This is a genomic window from Acidianus infernus (assembly GCF_009729545.1).
Lineage (GTDB): Archaea > Thermoproteota > Thermoprotei_A > Sulfolobales > Sulfolobaceae > Acidianus > Acidianus infernus.
The window spans coordinates 2,124,263-2,145,616 of record NZ_WFIY01000004.1 but is presented as its reverse complement, the minus strand read 5'-3'; the positions used below and the strand labels follow the sequence as shown (position 1 = coordinate 2,145,616).

The 21,354-nt window shown below is 36.3% G+C and carries 19 protein-coding genes and 2 pseudogenes; 12 read left to right on the top strand and 9 right to left on the bottom strand.

Features of this window, described 5'->3' with window-relative positions; genetic code table 11:
* Nucleotides 1–727: 727 nt before the first annotated feature.
* Nucleotides 728–1,969 carry a hypothetical protein gene (locus D1867_RS12040; protein ID WP_155864330.1) on the bottom strand — a complete coding sequence of 414 codons (1,242 nt, stop codon included), beginning with the start codon at nucleotides 1,967–1,969 and terminating at the stop codon, nucleotides 728–730.
* Nucleotides 1,970–2,354: 385 nt separating this feature from the next.
* Between D1867_RS12040 and D1867_RS12035 the strand changes: the two genes are divergently transcribed.
* From D1867_RS12035 to D1867_RS12020, 4 genes are all read left to right on the top strand, one after another.
* On the top strand, nucleotides 2,355–3,095 hold the full coding sequence (locus D1867_RS12035) for a hypothetical protein (protein WP_155864329.1): 741 nt from the start codon (nucleotides 2,355–2,357) through the stop codon (nucleotides 3,093–3,095).
* 114 nt (nucleotides 3,096–3,209) lie between these two features.
* Nucleotides 3,210–3,728, top strand: coding sequence for a PaREP1 family protein (locus tag D1867_RS12030; RefSeq protein ID WP_155862299.1), 519 nt, complete (start codon nucleotides 3,210–3,212; stop codon nucleotides 3,726–3,728).
* A 67-nt stretch (nucleotides 3,729–3,795) separates the two neighbouring features.
* Nucleotides 3,796–3,966 (top strand): AbrB/MazE/SpoVT family DNA-binding domain-containing protein, encoded by a 171-nt coding sequence (locus D1867_RS12025; RefSeq protein WP_155862298.1) that lies wholly within the window; start codon nucleotides 3,796–3,798, stop codon nucleotides 3,964–3,966.
* A 523-nt stretch (nucleotides 3,967–4,489) separates the two neighbouring features.
* Complete coding sequence (locus D1867_RS12020; RefSeq protein ID WP_338078064.1) at nucleotides 4,490–5,719, top strand: ATP-binding protein; 1,230 nt, start codon at nucleotides 4,490–4,492, stop codon at nucleotides 5,717–5,719.
* 241 nt (nucleotides 5,720–5,960) lie between these two features.
* On the opposite strand, the gene D1867_RS12015 is transcribed toward D1867_RS12020, so the two are convergent.
* Together D1867_RS12015 and D1867_RS12010 are read right to left on the bottom strand one after the other, a co-directional pair.
* The gene (locus D1867_RS12015) at nucleotides 5,961–6,203 is read right to left on the bottom strand and encodes a clan AA aspartic protease (protein WP_240872284.1); all 243 of its coding nucleotides are present in this window, start codon (nucleotides 6,201–6,203) and stop codon (nucleotides 5,961–5,963) included.
* The gene (locus tag D1867_RS12010; protein ID WP_155864328.1) at nucleotides 6,188–7,162 is read right to left on the bottom strand and encodes a CRISPR system ring nuclease; all 975 of its coding nucleotides are present in this window, start codon (nucleotides 7,160–7,162) and stop codon (nucleotides 6,188–6,190) included. The genes D1867_RS12015 and D1867_RS12010 overlap by 16 nt, the downstream gene beginning before the upstream one ends.
* A 236-nt stretch (nucleotides 7,163–7,398) precedes the next feature.
* Between D1867_RS12010 and D1867_RS12005 the strand changes: the two genes are divergently transcribed.
* From D1867_RS12005 to D1867_RS11980, 6 genes are all read left to right on the top strand, one after another.
* The gene (locus tag D1867_RS12005) at nucleotides 7,399–8,421 is read left to right on the top strand and encodes an AAA family ATPase (protein WP_155864327.1); all 1,023 of its coding nucleotides are present in this window, start codon (nucleotides 7,399–7,401) and stop codon (nucleotides 8,419–8,421) included.
* A gap of 63 nt (nucleotides 8,422–8,484) precedes the next feature.
* Complete coding sequence (locus D1867_RS12000; RefSeq protein WP_155864326.1) at nucleotides 8,485–8,991, top strand: hypothetical protein; 507 nt, start codon at nucleotides 8,485–8,487, stop codon at nucleotides 8,989–8,991.
* A 589-nt stretch (nucleotides 8,992–9,580) separates the two neighbouring features.
* Complete coding sequence (gene cutB, locus D1867_RS11995) at nucleotides 9,581–10,429, top strand: glyceraldehyde dehydrogenase subunit beta (RefSeq protein ID WP_338078063.1); 849 nt, start codon at nucleotides 9,581–9,583, stop codon at nucleotides 10,427–10,429.
* Nucleotides 10,430–10,921, top strand: a complete 492-nt coding sequence (gene cutC, locus D1867_RS11990; protein WP_155864325.1) for a glyceraldehyde dehydrogenase subunit gamma — start codon at nucleotides 10,430–10,432, stop codon at nucleotides 10,919–10,921.
* Nucleotides 10,918–13,167 (top strand): glyceraldehyde dehydrogenase subunit alpha, encoded by a 2,250-nt coding sequence (cutA, locus tag D1867_RS11985; protein ID WP_155864324.1) that lies wholly within the window; start codon nucleotides 10,918–10,920, stop codon nucleotides 13,165–13,167. Before cutC ends, cutA begins: the two co-directional genes overlap by 4 nt.
* A gap of 387 nt (nucleotides 13,168–13,554) precedes the next feature.
* Nucleotides 13,555–13,719, top strand: coding sequence for a hypothetical protein (locus D1867_RS11980; RefSeq protein WP_155864323.1), 165 nt, complete (start codon nucleotides 13,555–13,557; stop codon nucleotides 13,717–13,719).
* A gap of 397 nt (nucleotides 13,720–14,116) precedes the next feature.
* On the opposite strand, the gene D1867_RS12570 is transcribed toward D1867_RS11980, so the two are convergent.
* From D1867_RS12570 to D1867_RS11960, 5 genes and pseudogenes are all read right to left on the bottom strand, one after another.
* Nucleotides 14,117–14,287 carry a hypothetical protein gene (locus D1867_RS12570; RefSeq protein ID WP_240872282.1) on the bottom strand — a complete coding sequence of 57 codons (171 nt, stop codon included), beginning with the start codon at nucleotides 14,285–14,287 and terminating at the stop codon, nucleotides 14,117–14,119.
* Between the two features lie 66 nt (nucleotides 14,288–14,353).
* Nucleotides 14,354–14,718, bottom strand: a pseudogene (locus D1867_RS12565) (hypothetical protein); the annotation flags it as partial.
* Nucleotides 14,719–14,881: 163 nt separating this feature from the next.
* Nucleotides 14,882–14,990, bottom strand: a pseudogene (locus D1867_RS12560) (IS110 family transposase); the annotation flags it as partial.
* A 184-nt stretch (nucleotides 14,991–15,174) separates the two neighbouring features.
* Entirely contained in the window at nucleotides 15,175–15,600 is a 426-nt protein-coding gene (locus D1867_RS11965) for a type II toxin-antitoxin system VapC family toxin (protein WP_155864322.1), read from the bottom strand.
* On the bottom strand, nucleotides 15,591–15,857 hold the full coding sequence (locus D1867_RS11960; protein ID WP_155864321.1) for a hypothetical protein: 267 nt from the start codon (nucleotides 15,855–15,857) through the stop codon (nucleotides 15,591–15,593). The genes D1867_RS11965 and D1867_RS11960 overlap by 10 nt, the downstream gene beginning before the upstream one ends.
* 974 nt (nucleotides 15,858–16,831) lie before the next feature.
* On the opposite strand from D1867_RS11960, the gene D1867_RS11955 reads away from it, so the two are divergent.
* Together D1867_RS11955 and D1867_RS11950 are read left to right on the top strand one after the other, a co-directional pair.
* Nucleotides 16,832–18,973 (top strand): thermopsin, encoded by a 2,142-nt coding sequence (locus tag D1867_RS11955; protein ID WP_155864320.1) that lies wholly within the window; start codon nucleotides 16,832–16,834, stop codon nucleotides 18,971–18,973.
* A complete protein-coding gene (locus D1867_RS11950) occupies nucleotides 18,964–20,013 on the top strand; it encodes a hypothetical protein (protein WP_155864319.1) in 1,050 nt (349 codons plus the stop codon). Before D1867_RS11955 ends, D1867_RS11950 begins: the two co-directional genes overlap by 10 nt.
* 202 nt (nucleotides 20,014–20,215) lie before the next feature.
* On the opposite strand, the gene D1867_RS11945 is transcribed toward D1867_RS11950, so the two are convergent.
* Nucleotides 20,216–20,998 carry a glycosyltransferase gene (locus tag D1867_RS11945; protein WP_338078062.1) on the bottom strand — a complete coding sequence of 261 codons (783 nt, stop codon included), beginning with the start codon at nucleotides 20,996–20,998 and terminating at the stop codon, nucleotides 20,216–20,218.
* Between the last annotated feature and the right edge of the window lie 356 nt (nucleotides 20,999–21,354).

The window sequence follows — 21,354 nt, the reverse complement described above, 5'->3', positions numbered from 1 at the left end:
ATATATAGAGAAAAATAGTTACCTTTTGGACACCTCAGATAAATTAGAGCTAACCCCCTAAGAATGCAATAATTTACCACACACATTTAGATCATGCAGGGGGTTCTGGATATTTAGCTGATAAAGGAGTATAGCACACGAGATAACTGAATCTCTTTTATCCGATCAGCATAACGGTATTTAATAGTTTCTTTCCTAAGAGATATATAAAATGGGTTGGGAAAGAGGAAAGTAAGAAGTTTATAAAGGAAGAATTGAGTGTGTCCAACTATTTTGTTAAATCACTATTTACAAAATAAATGAGTAAAACTTTCCTAACGTGAGTGGAATTTTTGTTAACTTGATAATATTTTTATTAAGAGATAATGTCTATCTGATGTTGATTTATGAATAAGTTTCAAATAATTTAAATTGTTGGACACACTAGAATAACTAATAATAGAAGATCAGGTTTAATAATATTTGAACCCCAGAGGATTATAATAGAACAACCGGAGCATGGTACTAAATTACTTTTATATCCCTAAGCCTAGCTACGTTAAGTTAAGACTGTAACACTTTCTCGTTATTTTTAATCATCTAAATGCCTTTTTGAATAGTTATGTTTATACAGTATTACACCGTATTTTTTACTAATGATCTCCCAATTGCTCATTAGGGTAGTGATTTTTCCCTCGGAGGGTGTATGATCCCTCAAGAAGTTACGCTACCTGCGTGCAGATTGTCACTACCTTTGTAACTTCTTGGCAACTTCATCAACTTTAACGCACTTGTTATCCATGCACACCTCCACGTCCTTAAACTTCATAAAATGAAGTATTGAGGCTAGGTTAAATATAACACTCGTAACCTCTGCATAAGAAGTCCTCTCTTCTCTAACGCTTGCAAGTTTCACTTCCGCATATTCTGATATCGCTAACCTCTTCCACCTATCGTAAGCCCTTTTATCTGCGGTAACTACTAGGTAGTTCTTAATCAGGTCAGCCTCTATCTTAGGTATCGCAATGTCACAAATCGTCGACTCGCTTGGCAACATCCTACTCTTAGCCCTTAAGGTATCATAAACTAGAAAGACGGCATCACTGAAAGTCTCCTCTCCGTCTTTCCTGTTCACAGTCATTAAGACTTCGTTATGAACGCAGTATGGAATTACTAAGTCCCTTATCTCGTGAGTATGTATCCCAAAATAGATAAGATTAGTGTCTATTAACAACGGCCTCCCATACGCAACCTTCTCTATTTCTTCCCCATCGACGAGGATCTTATAAGCCCCTGCAAGTTTAAATACGCTTTCCCTAATATTAGAATCTTGGATTGCAAAGGCAAGATACTTTTTAGCTTTATCGTAGTCTACGTTAGAAGTGTTTAGGATTTCCTTCCCATTAACCCTTAGTGAGATGTTTGTCTCCTCTAGGTTAAACTTATTCAGCTCATAAGCAGTAAGCTGTATAAGTGCAGTAAACTCTAGATCCCTCTCCACGTAGTCTTCAAGGTTTAAGTCGAGGTTAACCCCATGTAGCTGAGAATGTCCTATTAATAACGCCTTCTCCAAACTTCTTGGAACAAAGGGATAGTAGTACCTTATCCAAGGACCAAAGGCAAACAAGTAGTTGATTAAGGGGTATTTATTACTATCACTTGAGTGTAATAAAGTTAAATAAACAGCTATTATGTTGGCCCCAGAAGTAGGGACTAGAAATACCTTATCACAGCCCCCCGTCTCATCTTCTATCATTTTCTTAAATTCATCGAATTTCATGACGCCCAGCTTTTCCTTCACAACTTCTACGCCGTGGGACTTAAACTCTTCAAAAAGCCTCTCTAGTTTTCTCAAGTGCACATCGTTAAAATCGGCATATAAGATTAGTAACTTCTTATACCTAACTAACTCGTAAGTCCTAACTACTGATGAAAAAGCACTTTCAAACGTGAAGTCTGAACGGTTTATCGGAATTACTGCACACTCCATACTCTCATTTTAAGTGGGAGGCTTAAAAAATAAATAGTATAACAATAAATCTTTAAGAACACGTTAATTGAAGATTCTCCAATTAACCTTACGTCATATTCCAATTCTTTAGTGTCCTCAATTCCAGTAAAGGCTTATGTGAATAGCACTCTGAGAACTTAAACTCATCTAATGTACAAAAATAGTCATAGAGAATTACTGATGGACTGGACGACGTACTATTAGCACAAAAATTGAAGAAATGATCCATAGCGACAATGCATCACTGAGAAAAATATCAAAAGGATAATTCCAAGCCAAGCTAGACCAGGAAGGCATACCGGAAGTATTAGAAGCTAAGTGAAATGTTTTTTAATTCGAATGTAGCAAAGTACTTGATGGTTTAATGTTTCCAACATCATTACCACCAGATCTAAACTACGCACTTATGGAGATTAAACAGAAAATTATAAACTACGCAATAGAATCGGAAAAGGAAAACAGAGAAATTAGATGCATATTTTTTTACGTCAAATACAGCAAGGGTATTGAAGAAATATGTGTAAAAGGTGAAGAAGGTCGAGTAAAAGCTGAACCGTTATATGAAGAACTCTATAACCGAATAACTGAATATGATAAGTATAGGGGGAAGGTCAGTGAAATTATACTTGAATTTCATACACGCCCAACCTCTACTTCTTCACTGAAAAAACTCTACGGGGATCTAACAGAAGATGAGATAATAGCTATGAAAAAGATAGATAGTACATTCTCACCACAAGACCTTGCCCCCACTATATTTTCGTATATGAGCGTAAAAGAGACTCTAGATGTGGAAATAAAATACACAAGTGTGGCAGCGTATATAGCTGAAGAAAATAAGGTATACTTCACATATCTTGATGTAAGAAAATTAATGAAAGAAGCGGCTGGAAAAATAGGAGTACAAGAAATAAGAACAGTGGAGGATATAAGAAGATTTGGCACATATATGCAAAATAATTTTGCCAACAAAGCAGCAGAAGTAATGGAAAAAATAGTTAAAGCACCAAAAGATGAGAAAGATAAATACATTCGCGAACTAGAAAAAATAGTTCTTAGGTTAGAATCTGAGTTCACTATAGGTAGTACTTCGTTTTCCAGTTGAACCTTCCCATTAGGAGCCATCCATCCCCTTAACCTCCATTATCTAGATCTTTCGCAAGAACGTTAATTTGAACAACTTCTCAAGCTTTTTAGCTCTATAGTTAATGATAGATTAATGGAGTCAAAAATACCCGCCATAGAGAAACACAGAGATGCTTACGTAAAGATAAGGATAATAGAAAGCCTAGATGAACTAGCTTTAGGATTAAAATTACTAAAGGAAGGGTTTAGCAGGAACTCCGCTAATAAAGTATTTCAGTCTTGGAAGGCAATAATAAGTGCATTAACAGTCATAAACCTTGAGAAAATGCCTAGAAACGAAAAAGAGAAGGAGTGGTATTATAAGTCTGGATTCCTTGCCCCTACCACTGGATTAAAAGGAATTTCACAGAGGCTTGAAGAACTTGGATATAAGGTAAATTCCCTAACTTCAGTTGCGTTAGAATTACATAGGTATGCTTATAATGGACTTTATAAAGGGGCGAGCTACTATTACGAAAGGGAAGAAGCTATTAATGACATCATTTACTTGTCTAAGGAAATTATGAAGGTTATAAAAGAATTCTTTAAGGAATATTGGGATGAGGAAATTGAAGAACATTACAACCTTGCTGAGAAGGAACTGATGAAATAGCCTTGAATGGTACACTTTCACTATTTAAAGAAAAGATTTATATCCATGGGTTACTAGATGGGAAGGTATGGGTAAGGAGTTTATATTAACAATTGATGACAGAGGCAGAATTACTATACCTAAAGAAGTGAGAGAACTAATTATGAGTGTGGAAGATTCTAAAATAGTACTAGAGCCCATAGTAGTAGACGTTGACAAATATTATGGAATATTTAGGAAAGATTTGGGAAACGTGTAATTTACTAAAGGAAGCGTTAACTGAGCTCTAGTAAGGGAAAATACATTGACGTAAACGTTTTACTATCTAACTGGCTAATGGTGAGAGGGCAAAGAAGTTGCTCAGCGTTAAAGATTATAAACACACTTCCATCATAACTCCATTTCATTAATTTTTAATATCATTATAAATTCTATTATTTCCTATAAATGATATATTATCCTATCAGAATTATTTTTGTGGAAAGATTTTGGGTCTACCGTTAAGGGCGAGGCTTTCCCTTAGGGCCCTTAAAACGAATAACTTATACACCTCTTGATATAATAGTATTAAGAAATATTACTTCTCTGGTCGGAATGAAAAATTCTACCCTCAATTCTAAAACTTGTAAATACGTACACGGCTTACCGTATGTGACGTCATTATAACTTAAAGAGTATGAACTATTCCCCAGATTTAGTTCTGGAGTATACTCCAAAACTCTTTCGATTAACTTATGGAGTATACTCCAAAAGTTTAAAAATGCAAAAAACCCCTATTATGCGTGAACGTTGAGGAAATAAAAAGCATTATAAAGGAACAAAGAGAAGATGCAGAAAACTTAATGAGTAGGGCAATACCCAGAGACGTGCCTAAAGAGGAGTTGCTAACAAACCTATCAATACCAAACATCCTAGCAATATTAGGGGTTAGGAGAAGCGGTAAATCTACTCTATCACTCCTATTATTAAAAGACAAAAACTTCGCTTATGTCGATTTTGATGATGAGAGGTTGAGAAATTTAAAATCTGACGATCTGCATATTGTTGAACAAGCAATTTACGAACTTTACGGTAACGTGGATTATATCCTGTTTGACGAAATACAGAACATTCAAGGTTGGGAGCCATTCGTGAGCAGGCTGAGGAAGACTAAAAGGATAATATTAACTGGGAGTAATTCTAAGTTACTTTCCGGTGAGTTGGCCACAAGCCTAACCGGAAGGCATGTGGACTTCACGCTCTTCCCCTTTTCCTTCAAGGAGTTTCTAAGGTTTAAGGGAGTTAATTACTCCGAACCGCTTACCACAAGGGAGAGGGCTGAGATCAAGAACTACTTGAGAGATTACATGAGCATAGGGGGTTTTCCTGAAGCGTTGCTGCTAAACAGCAGGCAAATAGTCAACAGCATTTATAATGATATACTGTTCAAAGACGTAGTTCAGAGGCTTAAGATAAAGAGGATATCTAGGTTCAAGGACTTTTCCTCAGCAATAATTTCCCTTTACTCTTCTGAAGTTTCTCTAAATAGAATTGCTAGAATGCTCAGAATTGATTATAAAACTGTTGATGAGTGGTTTTACGGTCTAACTTCAAGTTACTTAATTTACTCCGTAGAAAGGTATACAGGAAAGTTAAGCAGAATTGCAGAAAACAAGAAGGTTTACGTAGTTGACATGGGTATTATTCAAGAAGTCTCTATAAAAAAGGATATGGGAAGATTAATGGAGAATTTAGTCGCAATACATTTGCTTAGGAAAAACCAGAACAAGGGAGTTTATTTCGTTAAAGGGGAGGACTACGAGGTAGACTTTTTAGATGAGAAAAATGGAGAGTTAATACAGGTAACTTATGATGAGGAGGGGATAAAGGAGAGGGAGTTAAGTGCTTTAACTAAAGCCTCCTCATCATTGGGTTTTAAACCCAAAATCGTAACGTGGGACATGGAGGAAATAATGGATTATAACGGTAAGAAAATCGAGTTAGAGCCATTGTGGAAGTTTTTATTGAGATGATAAGGTCTCTTCAGTTTTTGATATCTGCTTAATTGCCTTCTTTTGAACGAATAGGTTTATACGATGAGTACTTATTTAGATTCTTTAGAGTAATAATTAAAGAGAAAAAGTAATATATATTGGATTATACTTGTAAGTTTTACGATTTTAACAATTGTATAACATATATCTATCTACATATCCCCTATTGTGTTATCTTTATAATTTATTATCGCTCCTACTTTCCTTAAAAGTCCCTCTCCTACTTTTCTATAACCGGCGAGTTAAGGACAGTTGAAATGACTTCTTTCCCTAAATACTTTATCTTAGCCAATTTAACGTACGTGGAATAGCATTCCATAGAGGCTGTGCAGATTCTAGGCCCTTGAGAAGGATAATATGGAATCTTGTCAAAAACTTCTTTATTTACTATTATATCTCCATCGAACCCAGTATCTATTTTAGCTTTAATTTTCACACCTTCAATCTCTAACTCAAAGTCCAAAGGAAATACACCTTATTTGGAACTTCAACTCTTACTCTCTTTCCTTCCTTTTTCTTTTTCTCCATATAATTATATGCTTCAGTCTCATTATTGAACACTTTCTCTTCTTCACCTTCCACAATCACCTTATAGTATGAGCTAGTAATTCCTGCAGGTAAGTAAATACCTAACATCTTTCTCACCCAATCTTTTAATCTATAGGCATCTTCGCCTTTTCTTTCAACAAGATTCCTTACCTCGAGAAGCCTTACCGGAATTCCCAACTCTTCTGCCTTTTTCTCTGAGAGAGTATAGCCGTAGTTGGCAAAATCGATTAGCCATTCCAGGTATCTAGGACTGATAGTTATTGGGGGTGAAGGAAGAATAACTACATCGTTAAACTCTTGATATTTATAATAAATCAAATCCGCCCCAGCCAAAAGTCCTGCTATCGTGAGGAATGTGGTCTCGGGTTTTAAGCCTGGCGTTGCATTAATGTAAACTTCTTTTCCTTCTTCCTTAAATTTTAAGATTTTATAGACTACTTTATCAAATAGATCTTCTATTCCTTCATAGAAGGTTTCCTCAGAGGAAATGGACTTTACGGTAACTAACTCAGACTTTATCCCTTCTTCCTCTAAGTAATTTTTAATTACCTCTCCTGCAAGTTTAGAGTTCCACGTATTAGTAGTGTAAAGAAACACGTAAAGCTCTTCCTTTTTATGTTGTAATTTATCAATAGCAGAAAGTAGCGAATCCAGTTCAGCAGAGGCTACTTTTCCTTTACTTTTTAAGAAATCAAGCAAGAGACCTTCAAGAGTTGTAAAATTATCTCTAATCTTATTTTGTCTATCGTCGTCAAACTTAAGTCTATCCCAATCTTTAAGGCCTAGGTCTTCCACTTTCTTCCTCACGTTGTCTGCCGATAATGAGTTCTTCAATAGTGAAGTTCCTACAGCACTAACGTGAACTTTATTCATATAATAATAACAACTTAAGCAATTTAAAAGGATTTTGACTTAATTTAGTAATTGCATGCCCTCAATTAATTTTTATGACAAAATAATCGACAAACCTCGCCCTTCAGGCGAAGAGGAGGTCAGAGGAATATCACTCCTCTAGAAAATCTGTGCTTTCCATAAAGCCCTTTATGAAAGAGAATAATACATCTTGTAGATAGTATAATATTTTTACCTTTAACAACTTATTAGGATGTATGGAAGAACTAAAAAGGAATATCGTTAAAAACGTAACAGTACGCCAACTTAGAGGATTTAACGTAATAGACCACGAAAAAGGAGAGATTCCAAATTTACACCCTCGGAAGATTAACGTAATTGTGGGTTGCAATAAAACACTCAAGACCACTTTTCTTGAAGCATTAACAGTCGCGTTATTAATAATTTCTCCAAATGTATATAACGTTAGATCTACTACTTTAGCTTCTACATTAAGGATGGATCCCTTATGGCACTATTTCTTAGCTAAAGAGGGCATAGATATTTCATTAAATGAATATAGGATTACTAATGCTTCTTTGGACGAAGTATCCAAGGTGAGCCCTATTCAGCCTCTTCAAGATCTAGCCTTACCTAACGGATTTAAGTTAACTAGAGATGATAAGGTGATAAGGATTTTGAGAATAGATATAACAGTTCCTCAAAATTCTGTACTTAACATACGAGACATAGCTCAGGATGAGACAAAGAGGTTACCTAACTATAGATTTGTAGCATTCTCTATTCCTAATCCAATATCTGCAGACTTCATAAATAACTTTTTATCCAGCGTTAGTTTTGCCAGCGTAAAGGATAGATTAAAGAAACTGCTAAACCTTGAATTTATAGGCATGAAGCCTGATGAATTCGGTAGACCTAACATTGTCGCAACTGAAAATGATGTGGAAATTCAGTTCCTAGGCAGTGGATTTGTCTCACTTATATTGTTAACTTTGGCATCAAGTAATGATATAGTAATTTATGATAATATAGAGAACCATTTACACCCGCAACTTATGTTTAAAGCTATAGAATTAATGAAGGAAAGTAATTCGCAATGGTTTATAACTACTCAAAGTACGGAGTTCCTAGATTATTTATTAACTGAAACTGACGGAGATAACGTTATGGTTTATGAGTTCATGAGGAGAGGAAATAGTATCCATATTAGGCAAATAGAAGGAAGTTACGCGAAAAAACTGAGCCAGGAACTTTCAGAGGATTTAAGAGGAATGTGTTGAAAGTGAGGAATACGTTGAAAGTTGTTTTAGTAGAAGGAATAACTGATTGCAGGATTATTGAGTATGAAGAATTTGAATAAAGCATCTAACGATGCTAAGAAACTCATTACACAATATAGATGCTTTTACGAGAAAGAGATACTAATCTGTGAAGGAGGAGGTAAAGATAATATATGTAAAAGAGCTAAGGAAATAAGTGAAATTTTAAATTTAAAAAATATAGACTTTCAAGTTTATATACTATTAGATGGAGATGCTAAAAATATTAATTGTAATATAGGATGGATGTTTTATTTAAATGAAAAGAATCTCGACGAGCTCATTTTTGTGACTGCTAAGGAAGTACTATCAAAATTTACACATGCAAAACAATTACTGGAAAATGAGGAAAATTCTGATTCTAAACTAAAAACATATCTAGTTATGTACTTATTTAAGAAACATTTGGCACAAAATGAAACATGGACAGATTTGAGCTCTTTTTCATTTTACGTAGCAGTTAATTTTAAACAATATGTGTTGTCAAGAGATCAAAATTTATGTAATTTGATTAAGTTACTTGACTCATAAAATACGTAGAGTAAACTATCGATATAAAATATCATTATGGGGAGTTGAAGAAAAAGGACAAGAACCTTGCATTATAGGTAAGAGAACTTCCAGAGCGGGAAGGATGTCAGAGCTCCTCCTACAATTACAGCGATGGGGGTTAAGGGATGAAAGGGGATGGATAGCCCCCTTATAGATTTATTCGTTTATTATCTATTAGTGACGTTAATGACGCCCCTCCCCAACTCGAGTGAAGGGCAACCATTATTTATAGATGAAAGTCCTCCACTCTTCTAATGTGGTTCTCTGGGCCACCCGAATCGATAGTGGGAACGATGAACCCTTGGGAGGGAACCCTTTAGGAGGAAGTCAGTAAATATATCCATGGGAATAACGTGTTAAGGCAATTTAAGATAAAATGAAATATTTCTATATAGAATTATTACTCTTTTTAAGTCATGTTAATAAAAAATGTTTAATTAATTACTTTACGCAACTCTTCATTGTTTAACAATGCAAGAAGTGTTAATAAAATTTTTTATAATATACGAATTTTAACTAAATATTTTTTAATACGATAAAATAAATAGTTAAACATCTATTATATTTTGTGTATCCGCCAGATTTTAGTTACGTTAGAGTTACTACTGTGGAAGAAGCGACTAAGTTCTTAGAGTCTCATGACGATGCTAGACCAATAGCCGGAGGGCAGAGTTTAATACCCATGCTTAAGTTGCGAGTGATATCTCCAAGTTATATAGTAGATCTTAATCCGATAAACACGTTAAGCTATATAAGTAGTAGTTATAGTTCTACAAGGATTGGCGCACTGACACGTTATTACGAGATATTGGAAAATGATTTAGTTAAAATAAATGTTCCTTTATTATACCAGGCAGTAAAAGTAGTAGGTGATATGCAAGTTAGAAATCTTGGTACAATTGGAGGAAGTACTGCTAATGCAGACCCTTCAGCTGACGTACCAACAGTATTAACAGCATTAAATGCAGATATTATATTAACTTCATCCTCTGGTAGTAGATCAGTAAAAGCCTTAGATTTCTTTAAAGGTGCTTTTACTACTGATATAAAAGAGGGTGAAATAATAACTGAAATTGTATTACCAAACTTAGAGGGGTATAGAACATTTTACAAAAAAGTCGTGAGAAGGGCTGGTGATTTCGCCTTGGTTTCTTTGGCTTTTGCAATAAAATTGAGGGGTAATGAAATAGAAGATATAAGACTAGCTTATGGGGGAGTTGGAGATAAGCCATTTAGAGCCTTAGAGGTTGAAAAGAACGTTATAGGAAGGAGATTAAATAATGAACTCGTAGAAGAGATCGTAAGTAAGGTTTCTAACCAAGTAAATCCCCCATCAGATACAAGGGGGAGCTCTTGGTACAGAAGGGAAGTTATGAAAATTATAACTCGTAATACCATAAAGGAGGTGATGGGTTAAATGTTAATTGTAAATAAGGGTGAAAAGGTAAAAATTAGGGTAAAGGTAAACGGTATATGGTATGAAAGGTATGTAAGCCCTAGGATGCTACTAGTTGATTTCATAAGAGACGAGTTAGGGCTTACTGGAACTAAAGTAGGTTGTGATACTACTACTTGTGGGGCATGTACTGTATTACTAAACGGAAGATCCGTGAAATCGTGCACGGTGTTCGCAGTACAGGCTGATGGGGCAGAAATTACAACCATTGAAGGTTTATCTGTAGATTCTAAACTTCATCCAATACAAGAAGCGTTTAAAGATAATTTCGCTTTACAATGCGGATTTTGCACGCCAGGAATGATAATGCAATCCTATTTCTTATTAAAGGAAAATCCAAATCCTACAGAAGAAGAAGTAAAGGATGGTCTTCACGGAAATATATGTAGATGTACTGGATATCAAAATATTATTAAAGCTGTTTTAGATGCCTCCAGAAGGTTGAGAGCATGAGTTATGTAGGAAAACCAGTAAAAAGATTATATGATGATAAATTTGTTACAGGTAAAAGTACTTATGTTGACGACATAAGAATGCCAGCACTTTATGCTGGATTCGTGAGAAGTACGTATCCTCATGCATATATTAAAAGAATTGATATAAGTGATGCATTAAAGGTTAACGGTATTGTCGCAGTATTTACTTCAAAAGAGATAAATCCATTATTAAAGGGTGGAATAAGACCCTGGCCTACTTATATTGACCTCAAATCATTCAGATACATAGAGAGAAAGGCATTTCCAGAAAATAAGGTCAAATACCTAGGAGAACCGATTGCGATTGTCATAGGACAAGATAAGTATAGTGTTAGAGATGCAATAGATAAAGTAGTAGTAGATTATGAACCTTTAAAACCAGTAACAAGTATGGAAGAGGCTGAGAAAGATCAAATTATAGTTCACGATGAATTAAAAACTAATATATCTTATAAAATACCGTTTAAAGCAGGAGAAATAGATAAGGCATTTAATGAGGCAGATAAAATCGTTAAAGTCGAAGCTATAAACGAAAGACTCATACCAAACCCCATGGAACCCAGAGGAATAATAGCCAGATATGAGGGAGGAACTTTATCCATTTGGTATTCCACACAAGTTCCCCATTATATGAGATTAGAATTCTCAAGAATATTTGGTATTCCAGAAAGCAAAATAAAAGTCTCAATGCCAGATGTGGGTGGAGCATTTGGCAGCAAAGTTCACTTAACGCCAGAAGACCTAGCAGTAGTAGCATCATCAATAATATTAGGTAGACCAGTAAGATGGACTGCTACTAGAAGTGAGGAAATGTTAGCCAGTGAGGCTAGGCATAACGTATTTACTGGAGAAGTGGCAGTGAAGAAAGATGGAACGGTTCTAGGAATTAAAGGAAAGCTACTGTTAGATTTAGGTGCGTATATGACAGTTACAGCTGGTCTACAGCCATTAATAATTCCTATGATGATACCTGGACCATATAAAATACGCAATTTAGATTTAGAGAGCGTTGCAGTGTATACAAATACTCCGCCGATTACTATGTATAGAGGAGCAAGCAGGCCTGAGGCAACATATATAATTGAGAGGATAATGAGTACGGTAGCAGATGAGCTGGGACTAGACGATGTTACTATTAGAGAGAGAAATCTAGTTACAGAGTTGCCGTATACTAATCCTTTTGGATTAAGATATGATAGTGGAGATTACATAGGTTTGCTAAAGGAGGGTGTTAAAAAACTAGGATACTACGAGTTAAAGAAATGGGCTGAGGAAGAGAGGAAGAAGGGTCATAGAGTAGGAGTAGGATTAGCATTCTACTTAGAAATATGTAGTTTTGGTCCATGGGAATACGCTGAAATTAGGGTAGATGAAAGAGGAGATGTATTAGTGATCACCGGAACGACTCCACACGGTCAGGGTACAGAAACTGCTATTGCCCAACTGGTAGCGGATACTTTCCAAATTGATATAAATAGAGTTAGAGTAATATGGGGTGATACTGATACTGTTGCAGCAAGTATGGGAACCTATGGATCAAGATCAATAACTATTGGAGGATCAGCTGCCATGAAAGTAGCGGAAAAGATATTAGATAAGATGAAAAGAATCGCTGCCTCTACATGGAATGTTGACGTTCAAGAAGTTCAATATGAAAAGGGAGAATTTAGACTAAAAAGTGATCCCAGTAAAAGAATGAGTTGGGATGATGTGGCTAATTTAGCATATAGAAGTCATGATCCAGGTTTAGTTGAAAAGCTAATGTATGAAAATGACGTAACTTTCCCATACGGTGTTCATATAGCTGTAGTAGAGGTTGATGACACTGGAATAGCTAGAGTTTTAGAATATAGGGCATATGATGATATAGGTAAGGTCATTAATCCAGCATTAGCTGAAGGTCAGATACATGGAGGAGGATTACAAGCAGTAGGTCAAGCTTTATATGAACAAGCATTACTTAACGATAATGGTCAGTTAATAGTAACGTACGCAGACTACTATATTCCAACAGTAGTTGAAGCACCTAAATTCACCTCAATATTTGCGGAAAATTATCATCCTTCTAATTATCCCACAGGTAGTAAAGGGGTAGGCGAGGCTGCACTTATAGTGGGTCCTGCAGCTATAATCAGAGCATTAGAGGATGCTGTAGGTGCCAGATTTACTAAGACTCCAACTACTCCAGAAGAGATTTTGAGAACAATTATGTCTAAAAGGTAAATTTTTTGTGAAAATTGGCAAACATATGAGAAAGTAAGGATGGATAGAATAAGGAGTGAGATTAAAATAGGAGAAGAGTGGAATTGGGAGATAGACTATCTCTACTATTTGAGATAAGGATACTGTGTTACACCAAATTCAAGAGACGGCGTATCTAGATAAACCAGATAGCTATTTTCTCATTATTTTGACGATATGTTTTAGTGGGATTGTGTAATAAGTTACACATGGCAGAGAATCAACTAGCAAAATTCTTTCGGCCTCTTTAAGCGATTCCGAAGTATTAAACCTTTTAGGAGAACTTAAGGAGAGCGACAGTGAATTAGAAAGAGAATGCGGAATTAGTAGGAAAACGATATATAAAAGGATAAAGTAGAGGAAATTAGGATGGAAACTAAGGAAAAACTCCTCACGTTCATCTTGAATAAATATGGTAAGGTAGGGCTAATGATGATTGCTAAAGTGAAAAGATACTCTTACGTTCAAATACTTCTAGAGTTAATGAGGAGAGGACTAAGCGAAGAAGAAAAAAGAAATAAGGTTGTTTATTAGTCATTAGAGTTAGTAATTCATCAAAGACGTATTCAAAAATTACCGGTTGACCAAATTTTTCGAAAAAATTTCATTCATCAATTTTAAGGCTTCATTATGATACTTTTCCTTTTTATTTAAAAATGAGTAAATAAACGATGTATCCAGAATTATCATTAATCATTCCATTCAGTTATTACTTTATTCCATTCAGCTTGAAGCATTTTAGGCTCCTTCTTCTCACATGGGTTTCTTACTTCTATTATCATTTCCTCTCTTGAGGAAACAGAGTCTATTAAATGGCCTATAACTAATCCTATAGACGTTCCTAATACAGTCTTTATAATGAAATTTAAATTATCATCATCAGAAAACTTAACATCTGCCCCGTTAGTAACTATCGGTGTAACAATTTTACCTAAGGTATTTCCTCAACAATCCTACTCACAGTGTATTCATCAACTTTACCAAATCTCTCACAAATCGTATTCAGTACCTTATCAAGTTCATCATAAACATTATATTTATCAACGTTAATAGTAATCCTATAATTTGTGCCTCTTACCTTATAGTTGATTGCTAACTTCATAAAATAAAATGGTGTAGTAAATATTTAAACATATTCACTGTTCATTTCTAAAGTTTGTGAACTACCCTAACAGGAGAAACTTCCACCCCTTAAACCCAATTGAACAAATACTACTCTGACCTCCTCCCCGCCAGCTAGGGTTCCCTTAGGGCGATTCATTGGTTTGCGGTTTACCGCCTTCATTTTCATCACTTCATAGCTAGTGGGTGATGACACCCACTCCATTCGTCCAGCGGTAGACCGCGGGCTGGGCCTTCAGCCCATTACCCCTATCCCTCACTAGGAGTTGCCCCAACTCTCAGCTCCTAGGGACTCGGGGATATGTAGGATATTTATCGCACCATTCAAGTCTGCGTTTCCATGCGTGGACACCTATAGAGGCCACACTTAGCATGTCCATCATCATGGGCTTCCCCGCATAGGGAGCTAGTTGTACAAAACCTTAAAGTATTCCAGAGTTTAAAAGGCTTTACCCCGCCCCTAGAAGGGGCGAGGCTTGTCGTCCATTTTATCAAACCTTCCCAATCAAACTATCCCTAGGAACAACATCCTCAATCCCTCTAACTCATTCAAAAGAAACCCTTAGATAATACCAAGGTTAATGTTGTAAACTCCAGTACTTACTTTACAACCTCTCGGCATTGCTTTAAAACCTTGCTTTATCGTTAGGAAATTCGTAGAATTTACCTTGAAAATACGCTATTAGTTTATCTTTTGATGCATCTAACTGGGACCTTCATGCGCATTTATGTTTTATTCGGGCTTTTTGCCCAATTTTCGCCTCAATTGGAGGTTGGCTAAGCTTTAAGCTCAAGGAGGGTCTGCACCCCAGTCAGATCTGACTAATATGTTTTAAAGGAGGTCAGGCAAATGCTTAACGACTCTGACTACGATTTTTCCGGTATCTTGAAATCCCTTATGTGAAGTACGAAAGGTAAATCGCTGACTTTCCTCAGCAGTTTCTCATCGGCTGTGTAGACTTTGTCTCCTAATACCTTACCTAAAGCTACGTAAGCTGAATCATACATTGTAATACCGTAAGTTTGAGAAATCGTCACAATCTCATCTCGCATACTTTCAATATCGTAAAGCGTTATCTGGAAGTCAGAAAGTATTTTACTGACTTCTTTAAGTTCTTTCTCCCCTAGATTATATGTGTACTTTAGTCCATTTAATACCTCAAAAGGTAAAATGCATGGAGCTGATAAATCTTCCAGACCTTTGGCGTAAGCCTCTTTGAGTAATAAAGCCTGTTCACTGTTTTGCTCTTTAGCAAACCATTTTATAACAACTGAAGCGTCAACTACTGCCAATTCTTGTCACGCCACTCCCTAATAGTCTCTTCAGATTTTCTACCCCCGTAATTAAGGAAGAACTCATATGATCTCAATGATGCATTTTTAATCCTTTCAAGATCCTTCTTTTTCTTTCCATCTTCTCTCCTTTTCTTTTCCTCTTCCTCAACTACTTCTTCTATTTTTCTCCTTATTACTTCGCTCCAGTTTATGTAGCTTAGCTCGTCCATTTTCCTCTTTAACTTTTCATCAATCCTTATACTTATTGTTGGCATAATTAATGATAGACAGCGTAAGTTATAAGATTTACGAATATGTAAGACATGTATTTACAGCGTATTCCCCCAATCCTACGATCGATTTTTAAAAAGAGTGTTTAACGAAGTTAAACGTGAGGCGGAAAGCTTATTCGCAATTAAACTTTACTTTTTTACTCCCCCAAAGGGCGAGGATTTCATATCTTTATGATAATACAGATTTTGGAAAAAATATCACATTTTTAGTAAATATGGTGAAAGTGAAACCACCTACAATTTCGAATATAATTCCTTCTGACATAACTTTAATTAAATAACGATAGACAAAAATAAAAGGCTAATCTTAGCTAATATAGCCTAAAATTTTCATGAGAATAATTCAAACTGAAACACATATGTTTGCAAAATAGAGAATTATGCATCTTATTTCATTGGTCAAGATACGCGTAGGTGTGTGACTTAAGAAAAATCTCAAAACAATCAACGAGTTAATTACTAAATTTTAGATTGGAACCACTTTCGCAGCAAACCTTTCTTCTCCAAATCTTATGTCATAACGTTATACAAAACCTTCAATTTCTAGTACCATATATGGTCTAGCCCGTTACGTCATCTTATAAATTAGAAGTTACATTCTCTCCGACCAACCTAAACTGTTCATCGATAAAAAGCTTTTATTAAATCTTTCATATTATTATAAATTCCATTATCTTTCATGAATACTGTATTATTCTATCAGAATTATTTTTGTGGAAAGATTTTGGATCTACCGTGAATGACGAGGCTTTCATCCCTTAACCCCCGCTTCTGTAAAAGAGGACATAAAGTACTTCGCTAAAGGTGATAATAACGTAACTACAGCTTATTTAAATCTTCCAATACTTTAAGCCACTCTTCCTAAAAAGTAATGTAAGTAATTATACATTCCCAAATCCTTCTAATTTTATGGAAAAAAAGTAAAACTTATATTACTATCCTTCATAATATACCCTATGGGACAAAAGTTATTACTATCATTATTGTTATCCTTGCTAATCTTAAGTGTAATGCCAAACTTACCTAACGCTTACAACGCGGTAACCAAAAATAGCTTCCACCCTTTAGTTGACGTACCGGCTAAGGGCAATCTAGCCTTAGCAAACAAGTTCCAACCAAACGGAGTTACTTTACCTCTAGGCGAAAACGAACCCGCTCCCATGGGTATAGCTGATTATGGTATAGGACCCAATGGACCGTACATTATAAGAACTAACGAGTTCTTAGGGCACATTTACCTAAAAAGATTGTTAGCTTATAGTTCACAAGCCAATAGCTATTGGGTAACTTTCCAACTTAACGTAGTATTGAGCTATCAGTATAACGGAAATACTTATTCCCTATGGCTCCAAGACGTCGCAGTATATAATACTATTAATCATAGTATTATTTTTATTGATAATATTTGGAACTTTACGTCATATAACGCTAACGTGACTTGCTTAAAGGGCAATGGTCATATATATAGCTGGGGTTCAACGACGTATTATGCTTATGCTGCATGCAATTATCCCGGGAGTCCCACTACACTGTCGCTTCCTGCAACTATTTGCCTACTTATTAACGTAAGTACAAACGTTGCTGGACAGCCGGTTATTCAGTTTTGGTATGACGATGGATACGGTTGGATAAACTACGACACTGTCGTAGTAACTAATGTTTATGACGCGAGCAACGTTTACATCCTAGTTGACGGATATCAGTACACTGGAAATGGGCTGTATTATGACGCTGAACTAGTTTTAGCCGGTCCGCCTGGAGGATATTGTGCCTATGTTTACAATTCTTCGGTTTACATGATGTTGATGTACTTCAACGGACATAACTTACAAGAAGTAACAAATGCTTACAACTTTGGTAGTGACACTGGAGAAACAGTAAATAACGTTAAAGTAAGTTGCTACTATTACATCTACTGTGGACTATTACTTGCGGGCTTACATGCAGGATATGATACTTTGCATGGGTTATGGAATCAGAATACTGTTATGACTCTTCAAATTAACCCTGGCATTAGCCAAGGTTACTTCATAGTTTACAATAAAAGTTATGGTTATCCACCACCTTACAACAACTTTATGCCGTTTACTAATGGTTACATAAATCTAACCTTAGTGCCTATGGATTACGCAGTGCTAATATACAATTCACAATATCAACTAGTAGGTGAGGCAGAAGTTCCAGCAACTTATGGTTTTATCAGCACTGGAGTAACACAGTTCGAAGTATTTGCTCCTCCTTCAGTAACAATGCAGGAGGGCATACAGAAAACTATTTATATTACAATAGACGCTTACGGTGATGTAAATATTTACGTTAGGGCTCCGCCATCAATAACCTACGTAGTTCAAAGCCCAGTTTACATATACGGCGTGGGGACAGTTGCCTTAACCCTTAACGCCAGTTCTATGGGACTTTACACTATTTGCGTTACCGTTTGTTTAATCCCGGGCTTATATCAAACTGACACCATTTCAGTTTGCGTAAGGCAACCTTTGTATTATGTAACATTTAGTTACAATGTTATAGGTCAACAACTCCCACAGTCTCCGTCAATAACGTTTGAATTTCCGAATGGTACTATAACCACTATTCCATTAACCTCGTCACTTACCTTACTATTACCTCCCGGGACTATCTATAACGTGCAAGGTATAATCGGCAGTGGAGAAATAAGGTGGGCAACAGAAAATACGACTTCTGGAGTAATATATTGCTCAAAAACGCTGTACTTCATCTACTACGAGCAATATTTAGTCACGTTCACTTATAAAGTCCAAGGAGGGACAGGATATGGGGAGCCAACAATACAATACGTTTCCTTCGGAAATATAGAAACCACATACCCTGGCACTGTGTGGGCAGACGCGGACTCTCATTACGTTTACTCTCAGACCTTGCCCGGGTCTAACTCACAAGAGAGGTGGATAGCTAATTCATACAGTGGAGTAGTCACGTCTCCAGGGACTATTTGCGTATACTACTATAACCAATATTACGTCACTGTTAACTCACCAATTAATGTATATGCACTAGTAAATGGAGTTAATACACGCTCACGTCTGGTTGGTACTGTCAGGGGACTTCGGTGCAGATAGAGAACATAACGCAGTATCCATCAAGTGGTGAGAGGATCGTAATCACAGAGGTCTCGCCATCGCTATCTTTCACTGTAAACAGTCCCATTAACGTTAAAATAACTACAGTAACACAATACTTTGTTAACTTAAAGTCACCAATTCCAGTTTACGCATTAATCAACGGTAGTAACGAAACCTTGAGCTCTGGGTGGTATAATGCTAATACTAACATTGTGGTAGAAAATATAACTTACTATCCTCAACAAGGCGTCCGCTACGTTATTACTAGTATAAAGCCTGAGAGTTTCGCAGTAAACAACGAGGTAACTGTGTTAATTACCGCTACAAAACAGTACTATGTCAATCTCGTCTCCCCAATAAAGGTTTACGCGCTAGTAAACGGTGAAAACGTGACCTTTACTTCTGGGTGGTACAATGAGGATACAAAAATAAAAATAGAGAACATTACACAATATCCAGCACCTATGGAGAGAATAATTATTATATCGATAAATCCTCAATCCACCTTTGTAGTCAAATCTCCAATTAATGTCACGATAAACGTTGTGTTACAGTACTTTGTAAAAGTGATATCCCCAATTCCAGTAAAGGCTTGTGTGAATGGCACTCTGGAGAACTTAAACTCCTCTTGGTTTAATAAAGGTACAACAATAGTTATAAATAACTACACTTACTACGTGAGCAACGAGGAGAGGGAAGTGATAGTAAAAATATCCCCGTCACCTTCCGTTACCTTGTCCTCTCCAGTAACGTTTAACATAACTACGCAAAAACAGTACTTGGTAACTATCAACGGAGTCTCTAAGTGGTATAACGCTGGCTCGGTAATAACCTTGAGCGCTAACGTACCGTTCTATGAAGTGGGGGAGTTTAAAGGTACTTATAACGTATCGCCAAATGCGGTAATAGTGGTGAACGGTCCTATTAATGAGACCCTTGTCGAAACTCTAAACTACCCAGTGGTGATATTATTATTTACCGCTGTAGTGTTAGCTATAGCGTTAGCTGTATTTTTAGTTAAGTACAAGTTAAAATGATAAAAATACTTTTTATAATTTAGCGTCAAGATAAAACTAATAGGCAATATAGACTACCAATTTTTTGTCTTTAATTCCCAAGCCGTAGTGACGTGAAGATATTGACAAGTTGAAACAAGACCCAAAATCAAAGAGAGGTTATATGAGACAGCAACAAGGTTGCCCCTTTAGGGAGTCACTAAAAACTTTCTTGACTATCCATTTAGAGAAGTTCTCCTAACAAGAATGGGACTGCTCTTGCAAGGTAAAGTGTATATAACATAAACCTACCGTAAATCCCTCCTTTGCAAATATTTCTCCTCTTAACCGAAAGGAAGAAGGAGTATTGGGTATCCTTCAATATTTTTAAGCTTTTACCATAACGATAATACTTCCTCACGACCTCCTTCAGGTTAAAATCACCGTAGTGGTAAACTAACTCGTCTTTTATTACAAAAATGTCGTTAGAGAATCCGGATGCCTCGTAATAAATTAACTCGTGATCCGGGAAAACCACTTGGCTAAACTTTTCTCTCAAATTTTCCCTTAGCTTCTCTAACGAAGCAGTCAGTAACTCCCTCTTGAATAGCCTAGGCAAGGCAAAGCCCCTAACCGCTTCCGGTGAGTTACATTCCATTATGTTCTCCTTATCCAACTGGGCAGCCATACTCCAGAACGAGTCACCTAACTCCCTCTCGCCTATTATAACCATGTCGTGGAGGTTCTTAGAGAGTATCTCAAGAGCATCTTTCCTTAAGGGTCTCGTCTCGTCAAGCAAAAAAGCGTAATCACCCCGGCTCTCCTTGTTAGCTAAATAACGAGCTTCCAAAAGTTTAACGTCCTTTCTCACTTCTTTGAAACCGTACTCGTGAACTATATCACTGATTACTCCTCCTCCAGAATTAACTACAACTACTTCATAATCTTGAAAAGTTTGCCGTCTTATAGATTCGAAGACCTCTCTTAAGTACTTACCGTGAAGTGCTGGGATTTGAATTGAAAACACATAAGAAAGAAGATGAAGTAATTAAAGAGTTTTTACCTATTCATTTCTCTCAAGCTACGAAACGTTTTATCTGCTCTTCCCATTTACATCTACAAGGAGAATTTTAGCTACTGAGCAGAATTTTAACAGTAATGAGACTCAACACCGGCTGAAGACCTACCTCAAATTGACCCCTACATAATAGGTTGGCAACACTTTCAGTGGGCATGCTTATTGTATTTGGCTTCGAGGTCTACTGCGGTAAAGTCTCCAGCTGAACAAACGTAATTTGTGAGAAGAATAACGTAAAGCTTTGCTAGTTGCGTAGTCGAGGAGGAGTTTCGCTGAACTTACTAGTTAATTTTGTAGCGGATAAG